Origin of the sequence: Bacillus cereus group sp. BfR-BA-01347 (genome assembly GCF_022663835.1) — a bacterium.
Taxonomy (GTDB): Bacteria; Bacillota; Bacilli; order Bacillales; family Bacillaceae_G; genus Bacillus_A; species Bacillus_A thuringiensis_K.
The window spans coordinates 85,420-104,190 of sequence record NZ_JAKUGG010000008.1; the positions used below are offsets into that span (position 1 = coordinate 85,420).

Sequence of the window (18,771 nt, forward strand, 5' to 3'; positions counted from 1 at the left end):
AACACCTAGAATGACAGATGGGGTGGTACAAATAGAAAAGAAGTTAGGATTTTTTCCATTAATCGCATTAGTAGTTGGAACAATGGTTGGTGGCGGTGTTTTTAGTTTACCGCATGATTTAGCAGTAGGAGCAAACAGTGGTGCAATAATAATTGGCTGGTGTATTACAGCGATGGGAATGATTCCCCTTGCGCTCGTATATCAAACGTTAGCAAGACAAAAACCGGAACTTGAAGGTGGAATTTATAGTTATGCACGTGCTGGTTTTGGTGAATATATTGGATTTAATAGTGCTTGGGGATATTGGCTAGCAGGAATCTTAGGTAATGTCGCAACAATTATGTTACTGTTTAGTACATTAGGTTATTTCTTTCCAATTTTCAAGGGAGGAAATAATGTTGCGTCTATCGTTGGGGCATCACTTTTATTATGGACACTTCATTTTCTAATTTTATTTGGGATCCGTGAAGCTTCTATTATGAATGTTATCGCAACAATAGGGAAGTTAGTTCCAATCGTTTTATTTATTGTTGTAATGGTAACAGCCTTTCGCTGGGACACATTTACACATGATTTTTGGGGAGAAGGAACGATCTCACTTTCCGCTATACTTGGTCAAGTGAAAAATACAATGCTTGTAACACTTTGGGTTTTCATTGGAGTTGAAGGAGCGGTTGTATTATCTGGAAGAGCGAAGAATAGTCGAGATGTTGGTAAGGCAACAGTATTGGGACTTATTTTAGTAATGTCCATTTATATTTTAATTTCTGTCCTGTCAATGGGAGCTATGACAAGAGGCGAACTTTCTGTGTTAGAAACTCCGTCAATGGGACATGTATTAGAGCACGTTGTTGGTCCATGGGGTGCAGTTGCGATTAACATCGGATTAGTTGCTTCACTTGTCGGTACATTAATTGGCTGGTTTTTACTTGTTTCTGAAATTTCTCATGTAGCAGGAAAAGATGGCGTATTTCCGAAAGTCTTTACGAAAACAAATAAAAAGCAAACACCGCACATGGCATTATGGATTTCAAATGGTGTTGCCCAAATTATATTTATCATCGTTTTGTTTTCGGAATCAACATATCAAATTATGTATTTCATTGCATCAACATCAATTTTATTACCATATTTATTATCAGCGTTATTCCAATTTAAATTAGTCATTACAAACGAGCTAAGGGACGCTAAATTCAAAAACGGAGCGTTAGCTTTAATTGCTTCTATTTACTCTGTATGGCTTCTTTATGCAGCTGGTTTAAAGAATTTACTACTCGTTTCAATTGTGTATGGAATTGGAATTATTGTTTACACGTTTGCAAGAAAAGAACAAGGGAACCGTTGCTTTGCAGGTGCAGAGAAATATGTGATGTGGGCAATTATTATTGCGGCTATCACATCACTGTATATGTTATTAACTGGAAATATAAAAATGTAAAAAGTCCTTTTCATTTAAAGGGCTTTTTTCTTCGTTTAGAGAATATTTACTACATAAGATATTCAGGAGGGATGAGAATGGAAGAAAAAGAACAGTTGTCTAGAATAATTGATTTAGCTAGTGAGTTAAGGAAAGTATTAGTGCAAGAATCTTTTTTTAATCATCATCCTGAACTGAGAGGAGTCATTGAAAATTTAGCAAGTTCTGTTGAAAATTTGGCGGAATTACAAACAAGTAAAGATGAAAACGCTGAAGATCGATTACGTTACGTACTTGCGAAAATGAAAATTGCTCATAATGCAATTTTACAAGAGAAAAAAGCATTTCCTTCTCATTAATATAAGTTTTCATTTTGAACCTGGCGGATAATGTCAGGTTTTTTATTTCTAGTTTTTCGTTTCTTTCATACACTAAGAATAGTATGAAAAAAGAAGGTGACTATGGTGAAATTACATAAAGCTCTTCAACCAAGTTTTATAAAACGAATGTACTATATGAGATTTTTAGGGAAATTTACAAAAGCTGAGAAAGAGAAGAGTGGAGAAAATTTCTTTGTACAATGCTTATCGCCAATACCATTCACTTTACAGGAACAATTTGCAAATGAACTATATGTATTTGAAGGGTTATGTAGCAATAAAAAGAATGAAAAAATCTTTTCGGAATTAAAGAAGAGGAAATTAGAAAAGCAACTAGTAATGTTTCGTCTTTATTATGAAAGAGGAAATGTATACGTGGAGTTAATATGTACAGAAGAACCGAAAGAAATAGCAAGTAGCTATAAAATGATTCCGGCACCTAAAGTTACAAATAATAAAAAAAGAGAATCTTTAGAACGAAAACTTAGCAACGGTTATTTATCATTTCTTATGCCAAAATTTCCGAAAGACTTTGAGTCTCCCGAATTATTGTGGCACGATGGAAGACTGTATGGAAACATATCTTTAAAGTCATCAATTAGCTCAATTGCCTATTTTGAACAGAAACGTGAATGTAAATATATAAACTGCAGTGACTGGACGAAGTATGTAGAAATAGCGGTAGAAGATCAATTATATTTTGTAAGTGATCATGTGTATGAGCACTTACAAAAACGAATGCATGAAGAAGGTAAGCTAGTTGAAGTAGAGGATATAAAAGTGCAAAAAGATGAATGGGAATGGGATGAGCGTGAATCGTCTTTTTTACAGTATGTACAAAGCATGGTGCATAATAAAGGGTTATATTTGGATGAAACTGATATTTATAATTTCCATATAAGTGTAAAAACAAATATGTTAACGATTCTTGGTGGTATACCGGGTGTTGGGAAATCGCGTTTTGTGCAAACTTATGCAGAAGCATTAGGGTTACAGTATGGGGAAGAGTTGGTTTGGATTCCAATTTCGCCATCGTATCAAGAACCACATGATTTACTTGGTTACCTTCATCCAAATGGTACTTTTATTGAAAGTGAAACGAAGTTAGTTAGGACGTTAATGAAGGCGAAAGAAAATCCAAATCAACTGTATATAATCGTTTTTGATGAAATGAACATGTCTCATATTGAGCATTGGTTTACTCCGTTTCTATCTGTTCTTGAACTTGAAACAAAAAATCGTATTTTAAACTTGTATGAGGGTGTACAGGACATAGAGAGTTCAATTCCATCAACAATTGAAATTGGAGAAAATATTATATTTGTAGGTACTGTGAATTTTGATGAAACAACGAAAGAGCTCTCTGATCGATTATTAGACCGAACGAACCTAATAACGTTACAGAAAATTCCGTTTTGTGAGATGGGCCTGGAACAGGGGAAAGTCGTATTACATCCACCTTTGAAAGTAACAGCGGGAGAATTTCGGATAAATTGGATGAGAAATAAAGCGATGATTGAAGTATTTTCTGAAGAAGAATTAGAGCTATTAGATAAGTTGCATGTCGTATTGTCATCACATGACGCGTCTAAGGGAATTTCTTTCCGATGTGCAAATGCAATTGCGACTTATTTGCAAAACATACCGTTCCAAAATAACCATACCTATATGATCAGTAGAGAAGAGGGGTTTGATTTACAAATAAAGCAGCGTGTATTGACGAAAATCAGAGGGACCGAAATGATGGTTGGGCCTTTACTTTCTGAAGAAGCAAAAAGGGGGGCGACCTTAGTACCTCTTTTGCAATCTGCACTTGCTAACAGAGTATCTACATTTGAACACTCTTTAGCATATATACGAGAAAAACGTAGAGAACTGGAGTTGTATGGATATGCAAAATGAAGGGCGTTACGAAACAAAAATCGTTGATACGAATGAAACGCTCCCTTTTGTATTAAAGTTAATCATTGGAAATGAGGGGAAAGGAGATTATATTTTATTAAATCGTCTTTGTACATCTACTACAGCATTAGTTCAATGTATTTATAAAGTACAAGAATTAAAACCAATAAGATTGCAGTACAATTATGAAATCCCAATGAATATTACTTTTATATGGAATAAAGTATATGAGGGACAGAAAAATATAAAAGAGGCTCAATATGAAATAAATGAAAAAAAACAAAGAGTATTAATATATGAACATGGGAAAACAGAATTCTTTTATCCATGGCGCTGTGGTCTATACCATTTTGAAGTGCGTATAGAAGATACAACGTATTATGGCGCATTTCAAATCGTACCGAAAAACTTTTTTGATGATCAATTTGAAATGATTCAAGACTATGTGAAGTCAATTTTAAATGAGTTGATTTTGGATAGAGGTTACTATAAAAAGACTTTCTCTGCACTTAGCGATATTGAGGATTCTTCTTATTTAGTGTTACTTAGAAAGTTACCCCAAAAAATGAAAATAATAAAGCCAATTTTTAAGAAAATAGAATCAAGCTCAAAATTTATAAATGAATATAAATGGGAAGGAAAAGAGCGAAAGCCAACAAGAAAAGGAACTATAGTGGCAGAACGAAAACCTTATGCCAAACATTATAATCGTAAGTTTATGGAACAAAAAAATAGTAAGGAAAATGCATTTCTTAAATATAAAGCGATGCAATTTTATCATTATTTAATTGAAGCTAAAAGTTTTTTACGTCAAACAATTGAAATCTTAGAAAGAGAAAAAAAGAAAAAATCAGAAGAGTTTCAAGCTGTAAAAACGATTATACAAACAATTGAGCGTAATGGATCAGTAACCGATAGAGAGAAGCAAAAATATAAAAATATACATTTACTAAAAGAAGCCGATTTACGAAAGAGCTCAATGAAAATACAAGAATATAAAATATTGGCGCATATTGTGCATGAAAATGTACAATACTTTCAAATGTTAATGCACTCTTCGTTTTGGAGGGAAGTTACTGAAACAAGTAATATGAACTTACATGATTTACCGATACCACATCAACAATTACTACATCATTTAGAAGTACTCCCGCAATATACGGATCAATCTCCATCGTTATTATTTGTTTATAAGCCAACGTTTTTAGTGTATGAATATTACGCTTTTTTTATCGTTATTTCAATTTTAGAGCAAATTGGTTTTGAGGCTAGAAACTCCATTCGTGAACAAATACAAGAACATTTTTATGTAGATGGATTACAAGATGGAACGACAGTAGTTTTAGAACGAGATGATATAAAGGTGCATGTCGCATTTAATGACTTAATTGAAACACATCCTCTTATTGCATTAAGTAAAGGTAGTAATTTTTACAATGGTGAGGATACGAAGAAGCCAGATATTCGCTTAGACTGTTATGTAAAAGAAGGTGGGAAATACGTATATAAATCTTCTATTATTATTGAAGTGAAGTATAGTCCAATGTACAATATTTTTCAGCACGTCGGAAATACGAAAGCAACTGAGCAAATGTATAAGTACTGGTCTATAAAGTATGTAGAAGAACAGGATGGAAAGCGAGTCTATTATCGAAGGTCAATTTATGAAGTCATTTGTGTATATCCAGGAAGCCATATGCATAGCAAAAAAATTGAGTCTGGATGCGGTGTTTTCTTGCAGTTATATCCATATAAGACGAAACAAGGGGAAGAGAAATTAGCTGGAAAACATGGGATGGTACAAATTTTTGAAAAATGGTTAAAAAGCATTAAGAAGTAAAAGAAATCCTTTTTCATAAAGGATTTCTTTAGATTAAGAAGAATTATATGCTGTATGGAAAGAAACATAATGTAATTTAGATTTGAAAAGTGATACAAATGTGTTATTAAAAGGAATGTGAGCGCGGGATAAAAGTCGATTAAATTGGAATCTAATTCATTTTGCAGAATATAATAAGTCATAAATATTTTTAGTTGCATACGAAGATTTGTTCTTATATGATAGATAGTGAAAGCGTTATCAAAAAACAGAGCGGCGATGGGAAAGGCGGTTAAATATGTTCCAGCGTGTTCAAACAAAGGAAGAACATTTTGGGTTCGAACAACTATGGGGAGATTTTTGTGAAGAAAGAAACTTAATGTTCGTAGAACGTAATTTAAATCCATCACGATTTTTATTAATAGAAGATGAACATCCTATTGGTACAGTAGAATGTATTAAGTATACGGTACCTGAGCAATCGAATTCTGAGTTTTTCTATCCGTTTTCTAAAAATGATTTAGTAAAAGATTTGAAGAATGTGTATGAAATAGGCAAGTTAAGTATTTCGAAAACGTCTCGTGGGAGAGGACATTTCAAAAGGCTAACAGCTATTTTATTTATACATGCGTTAGAAACAAAAGCTGAATGGTACATTGCAGCAGTAACAAAAAGAATGTATATGTATTTACTTACACTTGGTTTTCCAATTGAACCGATAGATAATCCATTTCAGTTTCATGATACTTTACAAGGTGTACCAGTAAGAATTCATGCTCGAAAAGGGGTTACGCATTTGTATTCTTTAAAAGAATTTCGTGATGTGATTCAAGGGAATGCTCATGCACAGGCATTAATTGCAGAATACAGTAAAAATATTATGTTAACGAAATAAAGCGAAGTGAATATGTATAATAAAGAGAATAATATTTGTATAGGATATAACTCTTCATTAAAAAAGACCCTTATTATTTTAATAAGGGTCTAAAAATTATAATCCAAATATACTAAAAATCATTTTGCGGCGCTTCGGTTTCTTTTCTCGTTCATATGTTGGTTTTGAATCAGGAGTAATATAAATGGGTTCTTCTTTCGTTAGGGCAGCTTCTAACTTTTGAATTCGCTCTAACATTTCCTCCATTTCACGACGGTGTTGTAAAAGTTGGTACGTGACGACATCATTTGCCTTATCTTGCATTTGTTCTTCCATTCGATCAAGTCTTCTCGTAATAGTGTTTAATTGATTAGTTAATTGCTCAAAATCATTCGATGATATGTTTTGAACAATTGTATTAACTTGAGTTTTTAATTCCTCAACCTCATCTGAGGAAGCTTTTTGAGTAGATTGAGAATTTTGAGATTGCTCTATTTGAAATCGATGGTGTTCTAACATTTGATCGACATCCTCTTGTGTGAAAATAAAGTGGCCATATTTGTTTTTCTCTATCGTAAGATTTAATTGTTGCGCGATCCGAACAACAGCCTTTGGGCTAACACCTAATTTCTTTGCGATAAATGGTGTTTTATATTCCAAAATAATCCCTCCTATATATATCCTGTTGAATGATTTCGAGCTATAAAGTAAGTTCCCTTCTAGTGCGACAAAAGAAGTGTGGAATCGGCAAAGAAAGTGTTTTTTCACGAAATTGAGTTAAGAAGAATAGTTCGTTTAAATAAAAATGTCTTATCGTAGCATTTAGAATAATTTGACGAGTGTAAATGAATTAGATTATCATAATGATAAATATCTTTTTTATGTATGCATATAATATATAAAAAGGTGGTTGCTAATGTAGAATTTTGTTAGAGTATTAGAATGCTTACTTCACTTGAATAAAATTAAGTAGGAGGTGGCTTCCTTGCTTACAATGTAAGTAAGGAAAAGTATTTGGACATATATAGTATAAGTATAGTGATTGTTTTAATTGCCTTAACGGCATTTTTCGTTGCAGCAGAATTTGCAATTGTTAAAGTGAGAAGTTCACGAATTGACTATTTAATTGCAGAAGGAAATAATCGTGCAACATCGGTCAAAACAGTCATTACAAACTTAGACGAATATCTATCTGCTTGTCAGCTGGGAATTACTGTTACAGCTTTAGGAATTGGGTGGTTTGGTAAACCTGCGTTAAAGCAAATGTTTGATACGCTTTTTGCAAATTGGAATATCTCTACTCAACTAGCAGACATTTTTGCTGTAATTTTAGTGTTTTTGTTAATTACTTTTTTACATGTTGTAATAGGGGAATTGGCCCCAAAAACATTTGCAATTCAAAAATCTGAACAGGTGAGTTTACTTGTTTCTAAGCCGTTAATTTTCTTTTATCGTATTGCATTCCCATTCATTTGGCTATTAAATGGTTCAGCTCGAATCATTACGAAGCTGCTAGGGCTGAAACCGCCGAAGGGGCATGATGAGGTACATTCAGAAGAAGAATTACGGTTGTTAGTTTCAGAAAGTTATAAAAATGGTGAGATTAATCAATCTGAATATAAATATGTGAATAAAATTTTTGAATTTGATGATCGGATTGCAAAAGAAATAATGGTACCTCGAACTGAAATGAATATTATAAGTAAAGAGATGCCTGCTGAAGAAGCTTTGCAAAAAATGTCTCGTGAAAAATATACAAGGTATCCAGTTGTTGATGGAGACAAAGACCATGTAATAGGTTTTGTGAATTTTAAAGATATTTTTACTGAATTTGTACAACATAAAGCTGCTAATAAGAAGACAGTAGAGCAATATATGAGACCAATTATTTTAGTTATCGATTCTATTCCAATTCATGATTTGTTTTTAAAAATGCAAAAAGAAAGAACACATATTGCTATATTGATAGATGAATATGGTGGAACATCTGGACTTGTTACTGTTGAAGATATTCTGGAAGAAATTGTTGGAGATATTCAGGATGAGTTTGATACGGATGAGCAGCCAGAAATTCAAAAGGTTAGTGAAACGAAGACGATACTAGAGGGAAAAGTACTTGTTAGTGAAGTGAATACGTTATTTGGTTTAGGGATTGATGATGATGGTGTTGATACAATCGGTGGTTGGATTTTAACGAAGAATATAGAGATTGCTGAAGAAGATTCCATTGAAATTGAAAATTATAAGTTTTGTGTGAAAGAATTAGATGGACGATATATAAAAAGATTAGAAGTTACAAAGATAGTAGAATCGATTGTTATTTTAGAAGATGAAAAACAAATTTCGTTACAAGAGCAAATTAGCTCGTAAACTCTGCTATATAGCAGAGTTTTTTTGAGCATAATGTTTTTTGAGGGATAGGGGCTATGATACAATGAAATAAGTCAGTTCTTTCACTAGGTGAAATATTATTGTATACATATATTTGGAAGGAGAAGAAGTATGAAAAAGCATTTATATATAAATGGACATTGGAAAACTGTAAACACGTATAAACCATTATACGCACCATATTCTGAAGAAACATTAGCGGAAATTGCACAAGGAACGGAAGAAGATGTAAAAGAGGCTGTTACTGCTGCAAAAAATGCAATGACAAAAATGAATAAATTATCTGCATATGATCGTGCGACTATTTTAGAGAAAGTTGCACAAAAAATGGATGAAAGAAGAGAAGAATTTGCAGAGATTATTGCAAAAGAAGCTGCCAAACCAATACGTGCTGCAAGGGGAGAAGTAGATCGTACTGTTCAAACGTACAAATTTGCAGCTGAAGAAGCGAAGCGTATATATGGTGAAACATTGCCATTAGACGCCGCACCTGGTGCGAATGGGCGTATTGCATATACAATCCGAAAGCCGATTGGGGTTATAGGGGCTATTACACCATTTAATTTCCCATTAAATTTAGTAGCGCATAAAGTTGGACCAGCAATTGCTGCCGGAAATACAGTTGTATTAAAGCCAGCTGATCAAACGCCATTATCATCTTATGCATTAGTTGAGTTATTTAAAGAGGCAGGATTGCCAAATGGAGCTTTAAATATCATTTCTGGCCCTGGCTCCACGGTTGGTGAGGCAATCGTCAAAAATGATTATGTTGCTTCTATTACTTTTACCGGAAGTCCAAAAGTTGGAATCGGAATAAAACAAAAGGCTGGGCTAAAACGAGTTACGTTAGAACTAGGCTCAAATGCTGCTGTTATTATTGATGAAGATGTAGAGTTAACAGATGAAATAATTGAACGTGTAAAATGGGGAGCATTTGTTAATAATGGGCAAGTTTGTATTTCCGTACAACGTGTTTTTGTACATGAAACGAAAATACATGAATTTCTTTCGAAGCTAAAGAAAGCGATGGAATCAGTTGTTGTTGGTGATCCACTGCTTGAGGAAACGGATGTATCAGCTTTAATTTCAAAAAAAGATGTAGAGCGAATTGATATGTGGGTTCAAGAAGCAATTAAGGAAGGAGCAACTGTTTTATGCGGTGGTAAAAAGCAGGATGCAAGAATTTTTGAACCGACTGTATTAACAAATGTTCCAGATCATGTATCTGTGCAGTGCCAAGAAGTATTCGGTCCACTCATGACAGTAAATACATTTAAAGAATTTGATGAAGCGATTGAGCAAGTAAATAATTCGCGTTACGGCTTACAGGCAGGGGTATTTACAAATAATTTATTTAAAGCAATGCGTGCAATTGATGAGCTAGAGGTTGGTGGTGTCATGATTAATGATATTCCAACGTTCAGAGTAGATCATATGCCTTATGGTGGCGTGAAAGAAAGTGGCACGGGGCGCGAAGGAATTAAATATGCAATAGAAGAAATGACAGAAATGAAATTAGTATGTATTAAAAAATAAAGTAGAAAAACTTAAAACTTGCGCTAAAAAACGAGTAGGAAATGTTTACGATTCCATACTCGTTTTTTACGCTTCTAGTAACTATTTAATTAAGTGTAACTTTTACTTCATTTCTTGTTTGAAAATAGTATCTTCTACATAAATTTGTTCTTTATCTACAGCAGTAGCATGAGTTAATACTAAACCGATTGGTGTTTTTGTATCTTTATTTTGAACAATTGTAAAAGGAACATTTTTTTCGTTTGCTAATTTAATGTATTTTGATAAATGTGGGTAAGCAATGCCACCATTTAGGAGGAGTTGTAATGATTGAGAAGAGCGCATGCTACCCGCCACTTCAGAGTATACATTACTTTGCATTACTTGACCGATCGTTAAAGCGATTTCCACACGCTCACGTAATGTAGTTAAATACATATTACGTTCTTCTGGTTTGTTTTGCTTTTGGCCGTAAATGCCTTCTTGGAGATAATCTTCCACATTTTTATTTACCATATTTTTCACACCTTTCATTTTCTATTGTACGCAAGAATTAAAAATGATGCAAAAAAAAGTCGTTTTGACTAAGGAAATAATGAAAATATGTGAAGGAAAAAGGGGATTTACATACAATTAGTTAAATAAGAAAGAAAAAAATAATTTTATCAACAGAAATTAACAAAATGTGACAAAAATCTATTAACGAATCTTATTTTTTGTGTTAATATTCAAAATATAAAGGGTATTCGTCGTATGGAAATGGAGGGAATGGAGGTTTTTCCAATCGATAAGGATATTAAAGAAATATTTTGTTCACACTTGAAAAACAATAGGCACCAATTCGTAGAGAACTGGAAAAACAAAATGATAATTTCCGAAAAAGATCCATTTAAACTAGAAGTAGTTCAAAATGGAGAGGATTTACTAGAGTTAATTATCGAACTTACTATGGAAGATAAAGATATAAATTATCTTCAACCGTTATGCGAGAAAATTGCTATTGAACGTGCTGGAGCAGATGCGAATATTGGAGATTTTGTTTATAACGCAAACGTGGGAAGAAATGAACTTTTCGAAGCGATGTGTGAATTAGATGTTAGTGCTCGTGAATTGAAACCAATTATGGCAAAAATACATACTTGTTTTGACAAATTAATTTATTATACCGTTTTAAAATACTCGGAAATTATATCGAAGAATTTAGAGGAAAAACAGCAATATATTAACGAAACACATAAAGAAAGACTGACGATTTTAGGACAAATGTCAGCTAGTTTTGTACATGAATTTCGTAATCCGCTTACTTCCATTATGGGGTTTGTCAAATTATTAAAGGCAGATCATCCGAGTTTATCGTATTTAGATATTATTTCGCATGAATTAGACCAATTAAATTTTCGTATTTCGCAATTTTTACTCGTATCGAAAAAAGAAATGTGGAATGAATCGGAACGGTTTTGGCTTAATGACTTGTTTCAAGACATTATACAATTCTTATATCCGAGTTTGGTCAATGCGAATGTTTTGATTGAAAAGAACTTACCGTATCCAATTCCGCTTGTTGGTTATCGAAGTGAAGTGAGACAAGTATTTTTAAACATATTAATGAATTCAATTGATGCTCTTGAATCAATGAAAGAAGAACGAAAAATTATCATCGATGTATTTGAAGAAGATCAAGCTATTCGAATTGTGATAAAAAATAATGGACCAATGATTCCAGCTGAAAATGTAGAAACGATTTTTGAACCATTTGTAACTACTAAAAAGTTAGGAACTGGTATTGGATTATTTGTATGTAAACAAATTGTGGAAAAACATAATGGGTCCATTATGTGTCGATCAGATAACGATTGGACAGAATTTCAAATTGCATTTCAAAAATAAACAGTCTACACCAAATGAATGGTGTAGACTGTTTTAATTTGTGAGTATGACGGCTTCTAATTTAGGATCTTTAGTTGAATAACCTACTATTGAAATTGTATAAATAACATTTGGTTCAACATTGAATTTCGGTATAGTCAGTAAAACGTTTTTATTATCTGCGAGTGAAATTTCAATATCTGCTGTACCAGGGCTAACTTGCAAAAAATCTGTTATTTGTTTAAAGAGTACATTTTCAAATAAATGATCCCCATCTTTTAAATCTACATTTACAACAGGGGTATCTGGAGAGAAATGTGCAAAGCGTATTTTGGCTTGACCAGCTGGTAAATGTGTATTATCAAGTATAGGTTGTAATTGTAGGTGATTGTCACTATTTATTGCAGCAAGAGTATAAGTATGATTTCCCATTATTGGTACCAGCGCTGAAAAGATTGGAGTTTCATTTCCGACAGGAACAATATCTATACGGTATTTACCTTGTACTAATGATAAATAAGGGCTGAATTGCTTAAATGAAATATTTTTAATAACTTTTTGTCCGTTTACTAAAATGTCAACAGCCGGTATATTTGGATTGGCATGAAAAATTCTTATATGTGAAGGTAAAGCAGCTTCTTGTGAATCTCTTGTTTCATACGCCTGTACAAGTTTTGATAGTGCATCGTAATATTTCATATATAATTCTATATATTTTTTAGGATTACGAAACTGATAGTAACGTGCGAGCTGTTCGTATTGTGTAACTTCTTGTCCATATTTTTCGATTTCAGATTGAGACATGAACATTCCTCCTTTGTCATCATTAAAACTATATGCGAAGCAAGAAAGCGGTTATGCGAAAAAAATGATTTTATAGAGGGGAAATTAAAAATTGACAACAAATATGTTGTCATAAAGAGGTGCTGGTGCTTATGAGTATTTCGCAGAGTAAAGCAGTACATATGACTGTATGAAAGTAAAATAAATGCCAAATTGTAAGTGCATTTCAATTAACATATAGAATACATGTCCAAAAATCGCTAGAAAACTAGGGATTTTTTTAATTATAGGCAAATACACATACAAAGTGATAATTGTCCTACATAAATTATAAAGGAAAGATAATTTAAATCTGAGAAAAGGAGTGCCACTTCGGGATAGGGATATCCCGATAGTAATTGTGAATGAAGTTATGAAAAGATTTTGTGTTATAGGCTGTAGGATGAATTTGTAAACTTCATTTTTCTATTTATTTTAGCAATTGACAGTATTAACCCATAAGAGAGCGTCATGACGAACTGATTAGTGTGGTTAATCGGTTCTTTTTTTATAGTTTAAAAATGAAAAGTTTACATAATAAATAGGAATTTGAATTGATTAGTAAGGTGGGGTGTCGAAATTTGTTTTAAAATATGCAATTTAAAGTAGGATAATAGGAAGGAGTTTAACGGGAGTTCCGTCGAAGTGTACAGAATGTCGGCATTTAAGGACAGCTGACATTATGCTATAAAAACATTTGGTGATGTAGTCATTTCATATAAAAGGGAGGGTTATTTGGGCGTATAGAAAAGGATTGGTCTTCGTTTAGAGCTCTGAATTTTCTGTTTTATAAATATTTTTAAGCACTCATTTGTATATTTTATAATAGTTTTTTGATAAATTCACTGCTTTTGCAGAGGATTCTTTTTTATGAAAGAAACGTCAATTTTCTTCATATATATATACAAATTGGAGAAATGGGGGAGCGCTATGCGCGATTACTTAATTAAACCACTTGTTGGTCAGCCGTATCCAATGATTTCACATGGAAAAGGTGTTTATTTGTATGATCAAAATGGCAATAAATATTTTGATGGTTCGTCAGGAGCAATTACGGCAGGTATTGGGCATGGCGTAAAGGAGATTGCAGACGTTATTAAAAAGCAAGCTGAGGAGATTGCTTTCGTTTATAGATCACAGTTTACGAGTGAACCAGCTGAAAAATTAGCGAAGAAGTTAAGTGATTTAAGTGTAGGAGATTTGAACTGGAGTTTTTTTGTAAATAGTGGTACGGAAGCGAATGAAACAGCTATGAAAATTGCAATTCAGCATTTTCAAGAGCGAGGTATTCAAGGGAAACATAAAATTTTATCAAGATGGATGAGTTATCACGGCATTACGATGGGTGCTTTATCGATGTCTGGTCACCCACTACGTAGACAACGTTTTGTATCTATTTTGGAAGACTATCCGACTATACCAGCTCCATATTGTTTCAGATGTCCTGTTCAAAAGGTATATCCAACTTGTCAGCTGGCATGTGCGACTGAACTAGAAAGATCAATTGAAAGAATTGGTGCAGAGCATATTGCTGCTTTTATTGCTGAGCCGATTATCGGAGCAGCTGGAGGCGCGGTTGTTCCGCCGAAGGACTATTATAAAGTCATTAAAGATATTTGTAATCATTACGATATTTTATTTATTGCGGATGAAGTAATGACTGGGCTTGGTCGTACTGGAGCGTGGTTTGCGATGGAGCATTGGGGTGTAGAGCCGGATATTATGACACTTGGTAAAGGGTTAGGAGCGGGATATACACCGATGGCAGCGACAGTTGTAAGTGATCGTGTTATGGAACCAATATTACGTGGATCACGTTCAGTAATGAGCGGTCATACGTTAAGTGCAAATCCCTTGTCTGCAGCAACGGCTTTAGCTGTTATTGAATATATGGAGAAACATAATCTCCCTGAAAAAACAGCAGAAAAGGGAGAGTATTTAATAAAAGGCTTACAGAAAGTTCAGCAACAATCGACAATCATTGCTGATGTGCGCGGAAAAGGGTTGCTAATCGGAGTAGAATTGCAACCGTTTACAAAAGCGTCAGAGCTTATTTCAGTTGCAGCTAAAAATGGGCTACTTTTATACCAAGCCGTTTCAGGGCAAGCAGGAAAAGAAGATAGTGCACTGCTTGTAGCACCGCCAATGACAACTACATATTCCGAGTTAGATGAATTACTTTCAATTTTCTCTAAAAGTGTGGAAGAGATGATGCAAAAAGGAGGGCATAGTATCGCATGACAACTATTACAAATACATTCGGTAAATTAAAAGAAATTGAGGAAGTAATTTCTTTGTTCCATGATGATATGACATTAATGTTTGGGGGATTTGGAGGGATTGGATCCCCTCCATCTTTAATACAGGCAATTTTAGAAAAAGGCATTACAAATTTAAATTTGGTTGGAAATGACACTGGATTTCCTGATGTAGGTATCGGTCGTCTTGTTACAAATGAAAGAGTTAAATCACTAATTACTTCTCACATTGGCTCCAATCCAAATGCAGGAAGGCAACTAAACGAGGGAAGATTACAAATTGAGTTTTCTCCGCAGGGAACATTAGCAGAGCGCATTCGCGCTGGTGGCGTTGGTCTTGGTGGTGTTTTAGTTGATGTTGGTGTTGATACGATTGTGGAAGAGGGAAAACGAACAGTTGAAATGGATGGTAAGACCTACTTAGTTGAAACAGCGTTAACTGCTGAAGTTTCAATTGTATATGCGAAAAAGGCAGATCCGTTTGGTAACCTTGTATTTGACAAAAGTGCACGAAATATGAATCCTCACGTAGCTATGGCTGGGGATATAACAATTGTAGAAGCAGAAGAAATAGTTCCGCTTGGAAGTTTAGATCCAGAGGAAATTGTCGTTCCAGGTGTTTTCGTAAATTATATTGTACCGTCGGAAGGAGTGAACTGGAAATGGGTATGGGCGTAGAAGTGAGGGATAAGATTGCTAGGCGAGCGGCGAAAGAAATACAAAATGGCATGATTGTAAATTTAGGTATTGGCATACCATCGCTTGTACCAAATCATTTGCCTGACGATATAAATGTTATGTTTCATGCGGAAAATGGAATCGTCGGCATGGGACCAACGCCAAGTAAAGGGAATGAAGACGAAAATTTGTGTAACGCAGCAGGTTTACCAACTTCTCTTATAACAGGAGCGAGTTATTTCGATAGTTGCACAGCGTTTGGTATGATTCGAAAAGGTTTGCTAGACATAACGATTCTTGGTTCATTACAAGTAAGTGAAAATGGTGACTTAGCAAACTGGATTGTACCTGGAAAACGTGTTCCAGGTATTGGTGGAGCAATGGATTTAGCACAAAAAGCGAAGCGGGTCGTTGTTGTGATGAATCATGTTGATAAGTACGGAAATGCAAAAATTGTTTCAGAGTGTACATTGCCATTAACTTCAAAGAAATGTGTAGATTTAATTATTACTGATATGGCAGTCATGGAGGTAACTCCGAGTGGACTTATATTACTAGAATTAATGAGCCCATACACAGTAGAAGATGTAAAACGACATACAGAAGCTGATTTTCAAATTAGTTCTAACTTACTAGTAATTGAATGAAGGGAGATGTAATATATGGAGCAATTAAAAAAGCAAGTTTGTGATTATATTGAGAGCCATGAAGAGGAAAGTGTGAAATTTTTAAAACGATTAATTCAAGAAAAGAGCGTATCTGGTGATGAAAGCGGAGCGCAGGCAATTGTGATTGAAAAATTACGTGAATTAGGTTTAGACCTTGATATATGGGAGCCTTCTTTTTCTAAAATGAAAGATCATCCTTATTTTGTATCACCCCGTACAAGTTTTTCAGATAGCCCAAATATTGTAGCAACTTTAAAAGGAAGTGGCGACGGGAAATCTATGATATTAAATGGGCATATTGATGTAGTTCCAGAAGGGGATGTGAATCAGTGGGAACATCATCCTTATAGCGGTGAGAAAATAGGAAATCGTATATATGGCCGTGGAACGACGGATATGAAAGGCGGAAATGTCGCACTTATGCTTGCGATGGAAGCGATTATTGAATCTAACATTGAATTAAAAGGAGACATCTATTTTCAAAGTGTAATAGAAGAGGAAAGTGGCGGAGCTGGGACATTAGCAACTATATTACGAGGATATAAGGCAGATGGTGTCATTATTCCAGAGCCTACTAATATGAAGTTTTTCCCGAAACAACAAGGTTCCATGTGGTTTCGTCTACGTGTAAAAGGGAAAGCTGCACACGGTGGAACGCGCTATGAAGGGGTTAGTGCAATTGAAAAAAGTATGTTTGTTATAGAACATGTAAGAAAGCTAGAGGAGAAAAGAAATAGTCGAATTACAGATCCGTTATTTAAAGGAATTCCGATTCCGATTCCAATTAACATTGGGAAAATTGAAGGAGGGAGTTGGCCAAGTTCTGTTCCCGATGAATTAATTTTAGAAGGAAGATGCGGTGTTGCGCCGAATGAGACTATAGAGGCGGCAAAAGAAGAGTTTGAGAATTGGATTGCTGAATTAAATGATGTGGACAATTGGTTTGTTGAAAATCCAGTAGAAGTAGAATGGTTTGGAGCGAGATGGGTTCCTGGTGAACTAGAAGAGAATCATGAACTCATTACGACACTTCATCACAACTTTGTTGAAATCGAAGGGAACGAACCAATTATTGAAGCATCTCCGTGGGGGACTGATGGAGGTTTATTTACACAAATTGCAAACGTACCAACAATAGTATTTGGTCCAGGAGAGACGAAAGTAGCACACTATCCAAACGAATATATAGAAGTTGATAAAATGATAGCTGCCGCAAAAATTATTGCATGTACATTACTAGATTGGTGTGAGGTGAAAAAATGAAATACTATGAATCTTTTAGAGAACAGACGAATTGTTATACAGTAGAAGGCGTTTTAGATTATTTTAATAAACGTATCCGGGTAGATCACTATACAGGAAATGTTGAAAGTATTATACAGACAATTGACGAACTAGCAGAGAAACATTCTTTCACTAAATGCATTATTAAAGGAAAGGGAGAGCATGTTTCAACATGGCTCTCTTTCGGTTTTTTGTTGGAAGCAACGATACCTCATTATTTTCAAGGACACGATGCATACTTTTTCGTGAAATATAATAATGATGAAAGACGAAATAGTATGCATTGGACTGAGGAAGATACTATATTAAGCGGTGTAAAAGCAAAAGAAATAAAAGAAAAAGTAGTTCCAGAGGAATTTTTGCTGAGAAAAGCGACTGAAGAAGATGCAGAAGAATTAGCAATTGTATTCGGAAAAGTGTTTGAAGTGTATCCGACACCTTTAAATGAAGCGAGTTATGTATTACAGACGATGAAAGAAGACGATACAATTTACTACGTATATGAATTTGAGGGGAAAATTATTAGTACAGCATCTGCAGAAATGAACATAAAGGAAGGGAATGCAGAATTAACAAATTGTGCTACTTTACCTGAATATCGTAAACATGGATTTATGAAAAGTTTACTAATTAAATTAGAGGAAGAACTTCGAGAAAGATCTATTTTCTGCTCCTATACAATTGCTCGATCGCTTTCTTTCGGAATGAATGCTGCCTTTCATCAGTTAGGCTATACGTATACAGGAAGACTGGCGAATAATTGTTACATTTTCGATAAGTTGGAAGATATGAATATATGGGTGAAAAATCTATCTAGCTATTCGAAAGCAGTAAAAATTTCGCCTCAAAATTTGGCTGTAAAGCAAAACAGTTAGGTGGAGCTGGGTGTTCGAAAAG

General features: G+C 34.2%; 16 protein-coding genes. 13 read left to right on the forward strand and 3 right to left on the reverse strand.

Annotated features, from left to right (window positions below; all coding sequences use genetic code 11):
• Positions 1 to 10 precede the first annotated feature (10 nt).
• The 5 genes from MR143_RS14300 (at position 11) to MR143_RS14320 (ending at position 6,413) form a co-directional block, all read left to right on the forward strand.
• Positions 11 to 1,438, forward strand: coding sequence for a basic amino acid/polyamine antiporter (locus MR143_RS14300; protein WP_000129445.1), 1,428 nt, complete (start codon positions 11 to 13; stop codon positions 1,436 to 1,438).
• Positions 1,439 to 1,515: 77 nt separating this feature from the next.
• Positions 1,516 to 1,776: a hypothetical protein gene (locus MR143_RS14305; protein ID WP_000391449.1), complete on the forward strand. Its 261-nt coding sequence runs from the start codon at positions 1,516 to 1,518 to the stop codon at positions 1,774 to 1,776.
• A 105-nt stretch (positions 1,777 to 1,881) separates the two neighbouring features.
• On the forward strand, positions 1,882 to 3,699 hold the full coding sequence (locus tag MR143_RS14310) for an AAA family ATPase (RefSeq protein WP_033690264.1): 1,818 nt from the start codon (positions 1,882 to 1,884) through the stop codon (positions 3,697 to 3,699).
• Positions 3,689 to 5,539: a hypothetical protein gene (locus MR143_RS14315; protein ID WP_001178722.1), complete on the forward strand. Its 1,851-nt coding sequence runs from the start codon at positions 3,689 to 3,691 to the stop codon at positions 5,537 to 5,539. Before MR143_RS14310 ends, MR143_RS14315 begins: the two co-directional genes overlap by 11 nt.
• Positions 5,540 to 5,816: 277 nt before the next feature.
• Positions 5,817 to 6,413, forward strand: a complete 597-nt coding sequence (locus MR143_RS14320) for a hypothetical protein (protein WP_000487795.1) — start codon at positions 5,817 to 5,819, stop codon at positions 6,411 to 6,413.
• A 96-nt stretch (positions 6,414 to 6,509) separates the two neighbouring features.
• On the opposite strand, the gene racA is transcribed toward MR143_RS14320, so the two are convergent.
• Positions 6,510 to 7,052 (reverse strand): chromosome-anchoring protein RacA, encoded by a 543-nt coding sequence (gene racA, locus MR143_RS14325; protein ID WP_000456019.1) that lies wholly within the window; start codon positions 7,050 to 7,052, stop codon positions 6,510 to 6,512.
• Positions 7,053 to 7,406: 354 nt separating this feature from the next.
• Between racA and MR143_RS14330 the strand changes: the two genes are divergently transcribed.
• Together MR143_RS14330 and MR143_RS14335 are read left to right on the forward strand one after the other, a co-directional pair.
• Complete coding sequence (locus MR143_RS14330) at positions 7,407 to 8,762, forward strand: hemolysin family protein (RefSeq protein ID WP_000356249.1); 1,356 nt, start codon at positions 7,407 to 7,409, stop codon at positions 8,760 to 8,762.
• Between the two features lie 132 nt (positions 8,763 to 8,894).
• On the forward strand, positions 8,895 to 10,319 hold the full coding sequence (locus tag MR143_RS14335) for an aldehyde dehydrogenase family protein (protein ID WP_000716479.1): 1,425 nt from the start codon (positions 8,895 to 8,897) through the stop codon (positions 10,317 to 10,319).
• A 102-nt stretch (positions 10,320 to 10,421) separates the two neighbouring features.
• Here the strand turns inward: MR143_RS14335 and MR143_RS14340 are convergent, their stop codons facing one another.
• A complete protein-coding gene (locus tag MR143_RS14340) occupies positions 10,422 to 10,814 on the reverse strand; it encodes a YueI family protein (RefSeq protein ID WP_000247560.1) in 393 nt (130 codons plus the stop codon).
• Between the two features lie 237 nt (positions 10,815 to 11,051).
• Here MR143_RS14340 and MR143_RS14345 point away from each other — a divergent pair, with 237 nt between their 5' ends.
• Complete coding sequence (locus tag MR143_RS14345; protein ID WP_000425086.1) at positions 11,052 to 12,185, forward strand: BA2291 family sporulation histidine kinase; 1,134 nt, start codon at positions 11,052 to 11,054, stop codon at positions 12,183 to 12,185.
• Positions 12,186 to 12,218: 33 nt separating this feature from the next.
• Here MR143_RS14345 and MR143_RS14350 read toward each other — a convergent pair whose 3' ends face one another.
• Positions 12,219 to 12,968, reverse strand: coding sequence for a DUF4397 domain-containing protein (locus tag MR143_RS14350; protein ID WP_000083286.1), 750 nt, complete (start codon positions 12,966 to 12,968; stop codon positions 12,219 to 12,221).
• Positions 12,969 to 13,916: 948 nt separating this feature from the next.
• On the opposite strand from MR143_RS14350, the gene MR143_RS14355 reads away from it, so the two are divergent.
• The 5 genes from MR143_RS14355 to ablB are packed head-to-tail and all read left to right on the forward strand — an operon-like array spanning position 13,917 to position 18,749.
• Positions 13,917 to 15,227 carry an aspartate aminotransferase family protein gene (locus MR143_RS14355; protein ID WP_001205879.1) on the forward strand — a complete coding sequence of 437 codons (1,311 nt, stop codon included), beginning with the start codon at positions 13,917 to 13,919 and terminating at the stop codon, positions 15,225 to 15,227.
• Positions 15,224 to 15,922, forward strand: a complete 699-nt coding sequence (atoD, locus tag MR143_RS14360) for an acetate CoA-transferase subunit alpha (RefSeq protein WP_000208101.1) — start codon at positions 15,224 to 15,226, stop codon at positions 15,920 to 15,922. The genes MR143_RS14355 and atoD overlap by 4 nt, the downstream gene beginning before the upstream one ends.
• Positions 15,907 to 16,569, forward strand: a complete 663-nt coding sequence (locus MR143_RS14365; RefSeq protein WP_000525274.1) for a CoA transferase subunit B — start codon at positions 15,907 to 15,909, stop codon at positions 16,567 to 16,569. The genes atoD and MR143_RS14365 overlap by 16 nt, the downstream gene beginning before the upstream one ends.
• Before the next feature lie 15 nt (positions 16,570 to 16,584).
• Positions 16,585 to 17,853, forward strand: coding sequence for a peptidase (locus tag MR143_RS14370; RefSeq protein ID WP_000436690.1), 1,269 nt, complete (start codon positions 16,585 to 16,587; stop codon positions 17,851 to 17,853).
• On the forward strand, positions 17,850 to 18,749 hold the full coding sequence (ablB, locus tag MR143_RS14375; RefSeq protein WP_000878595.1) for a putative beta-lysine N-acetyltransferase: 900 nt from the start codon (positions 17,850 to 17,852) through the stop codon (positions 18,747 to 18,749). The genes MR143_RS14370 and ablB overlap by 4 nt, the downstream gene beginning before the upstream one ends.
• Positions 18,750 to 18,771 lie beyond the last annotated feature (22 nt).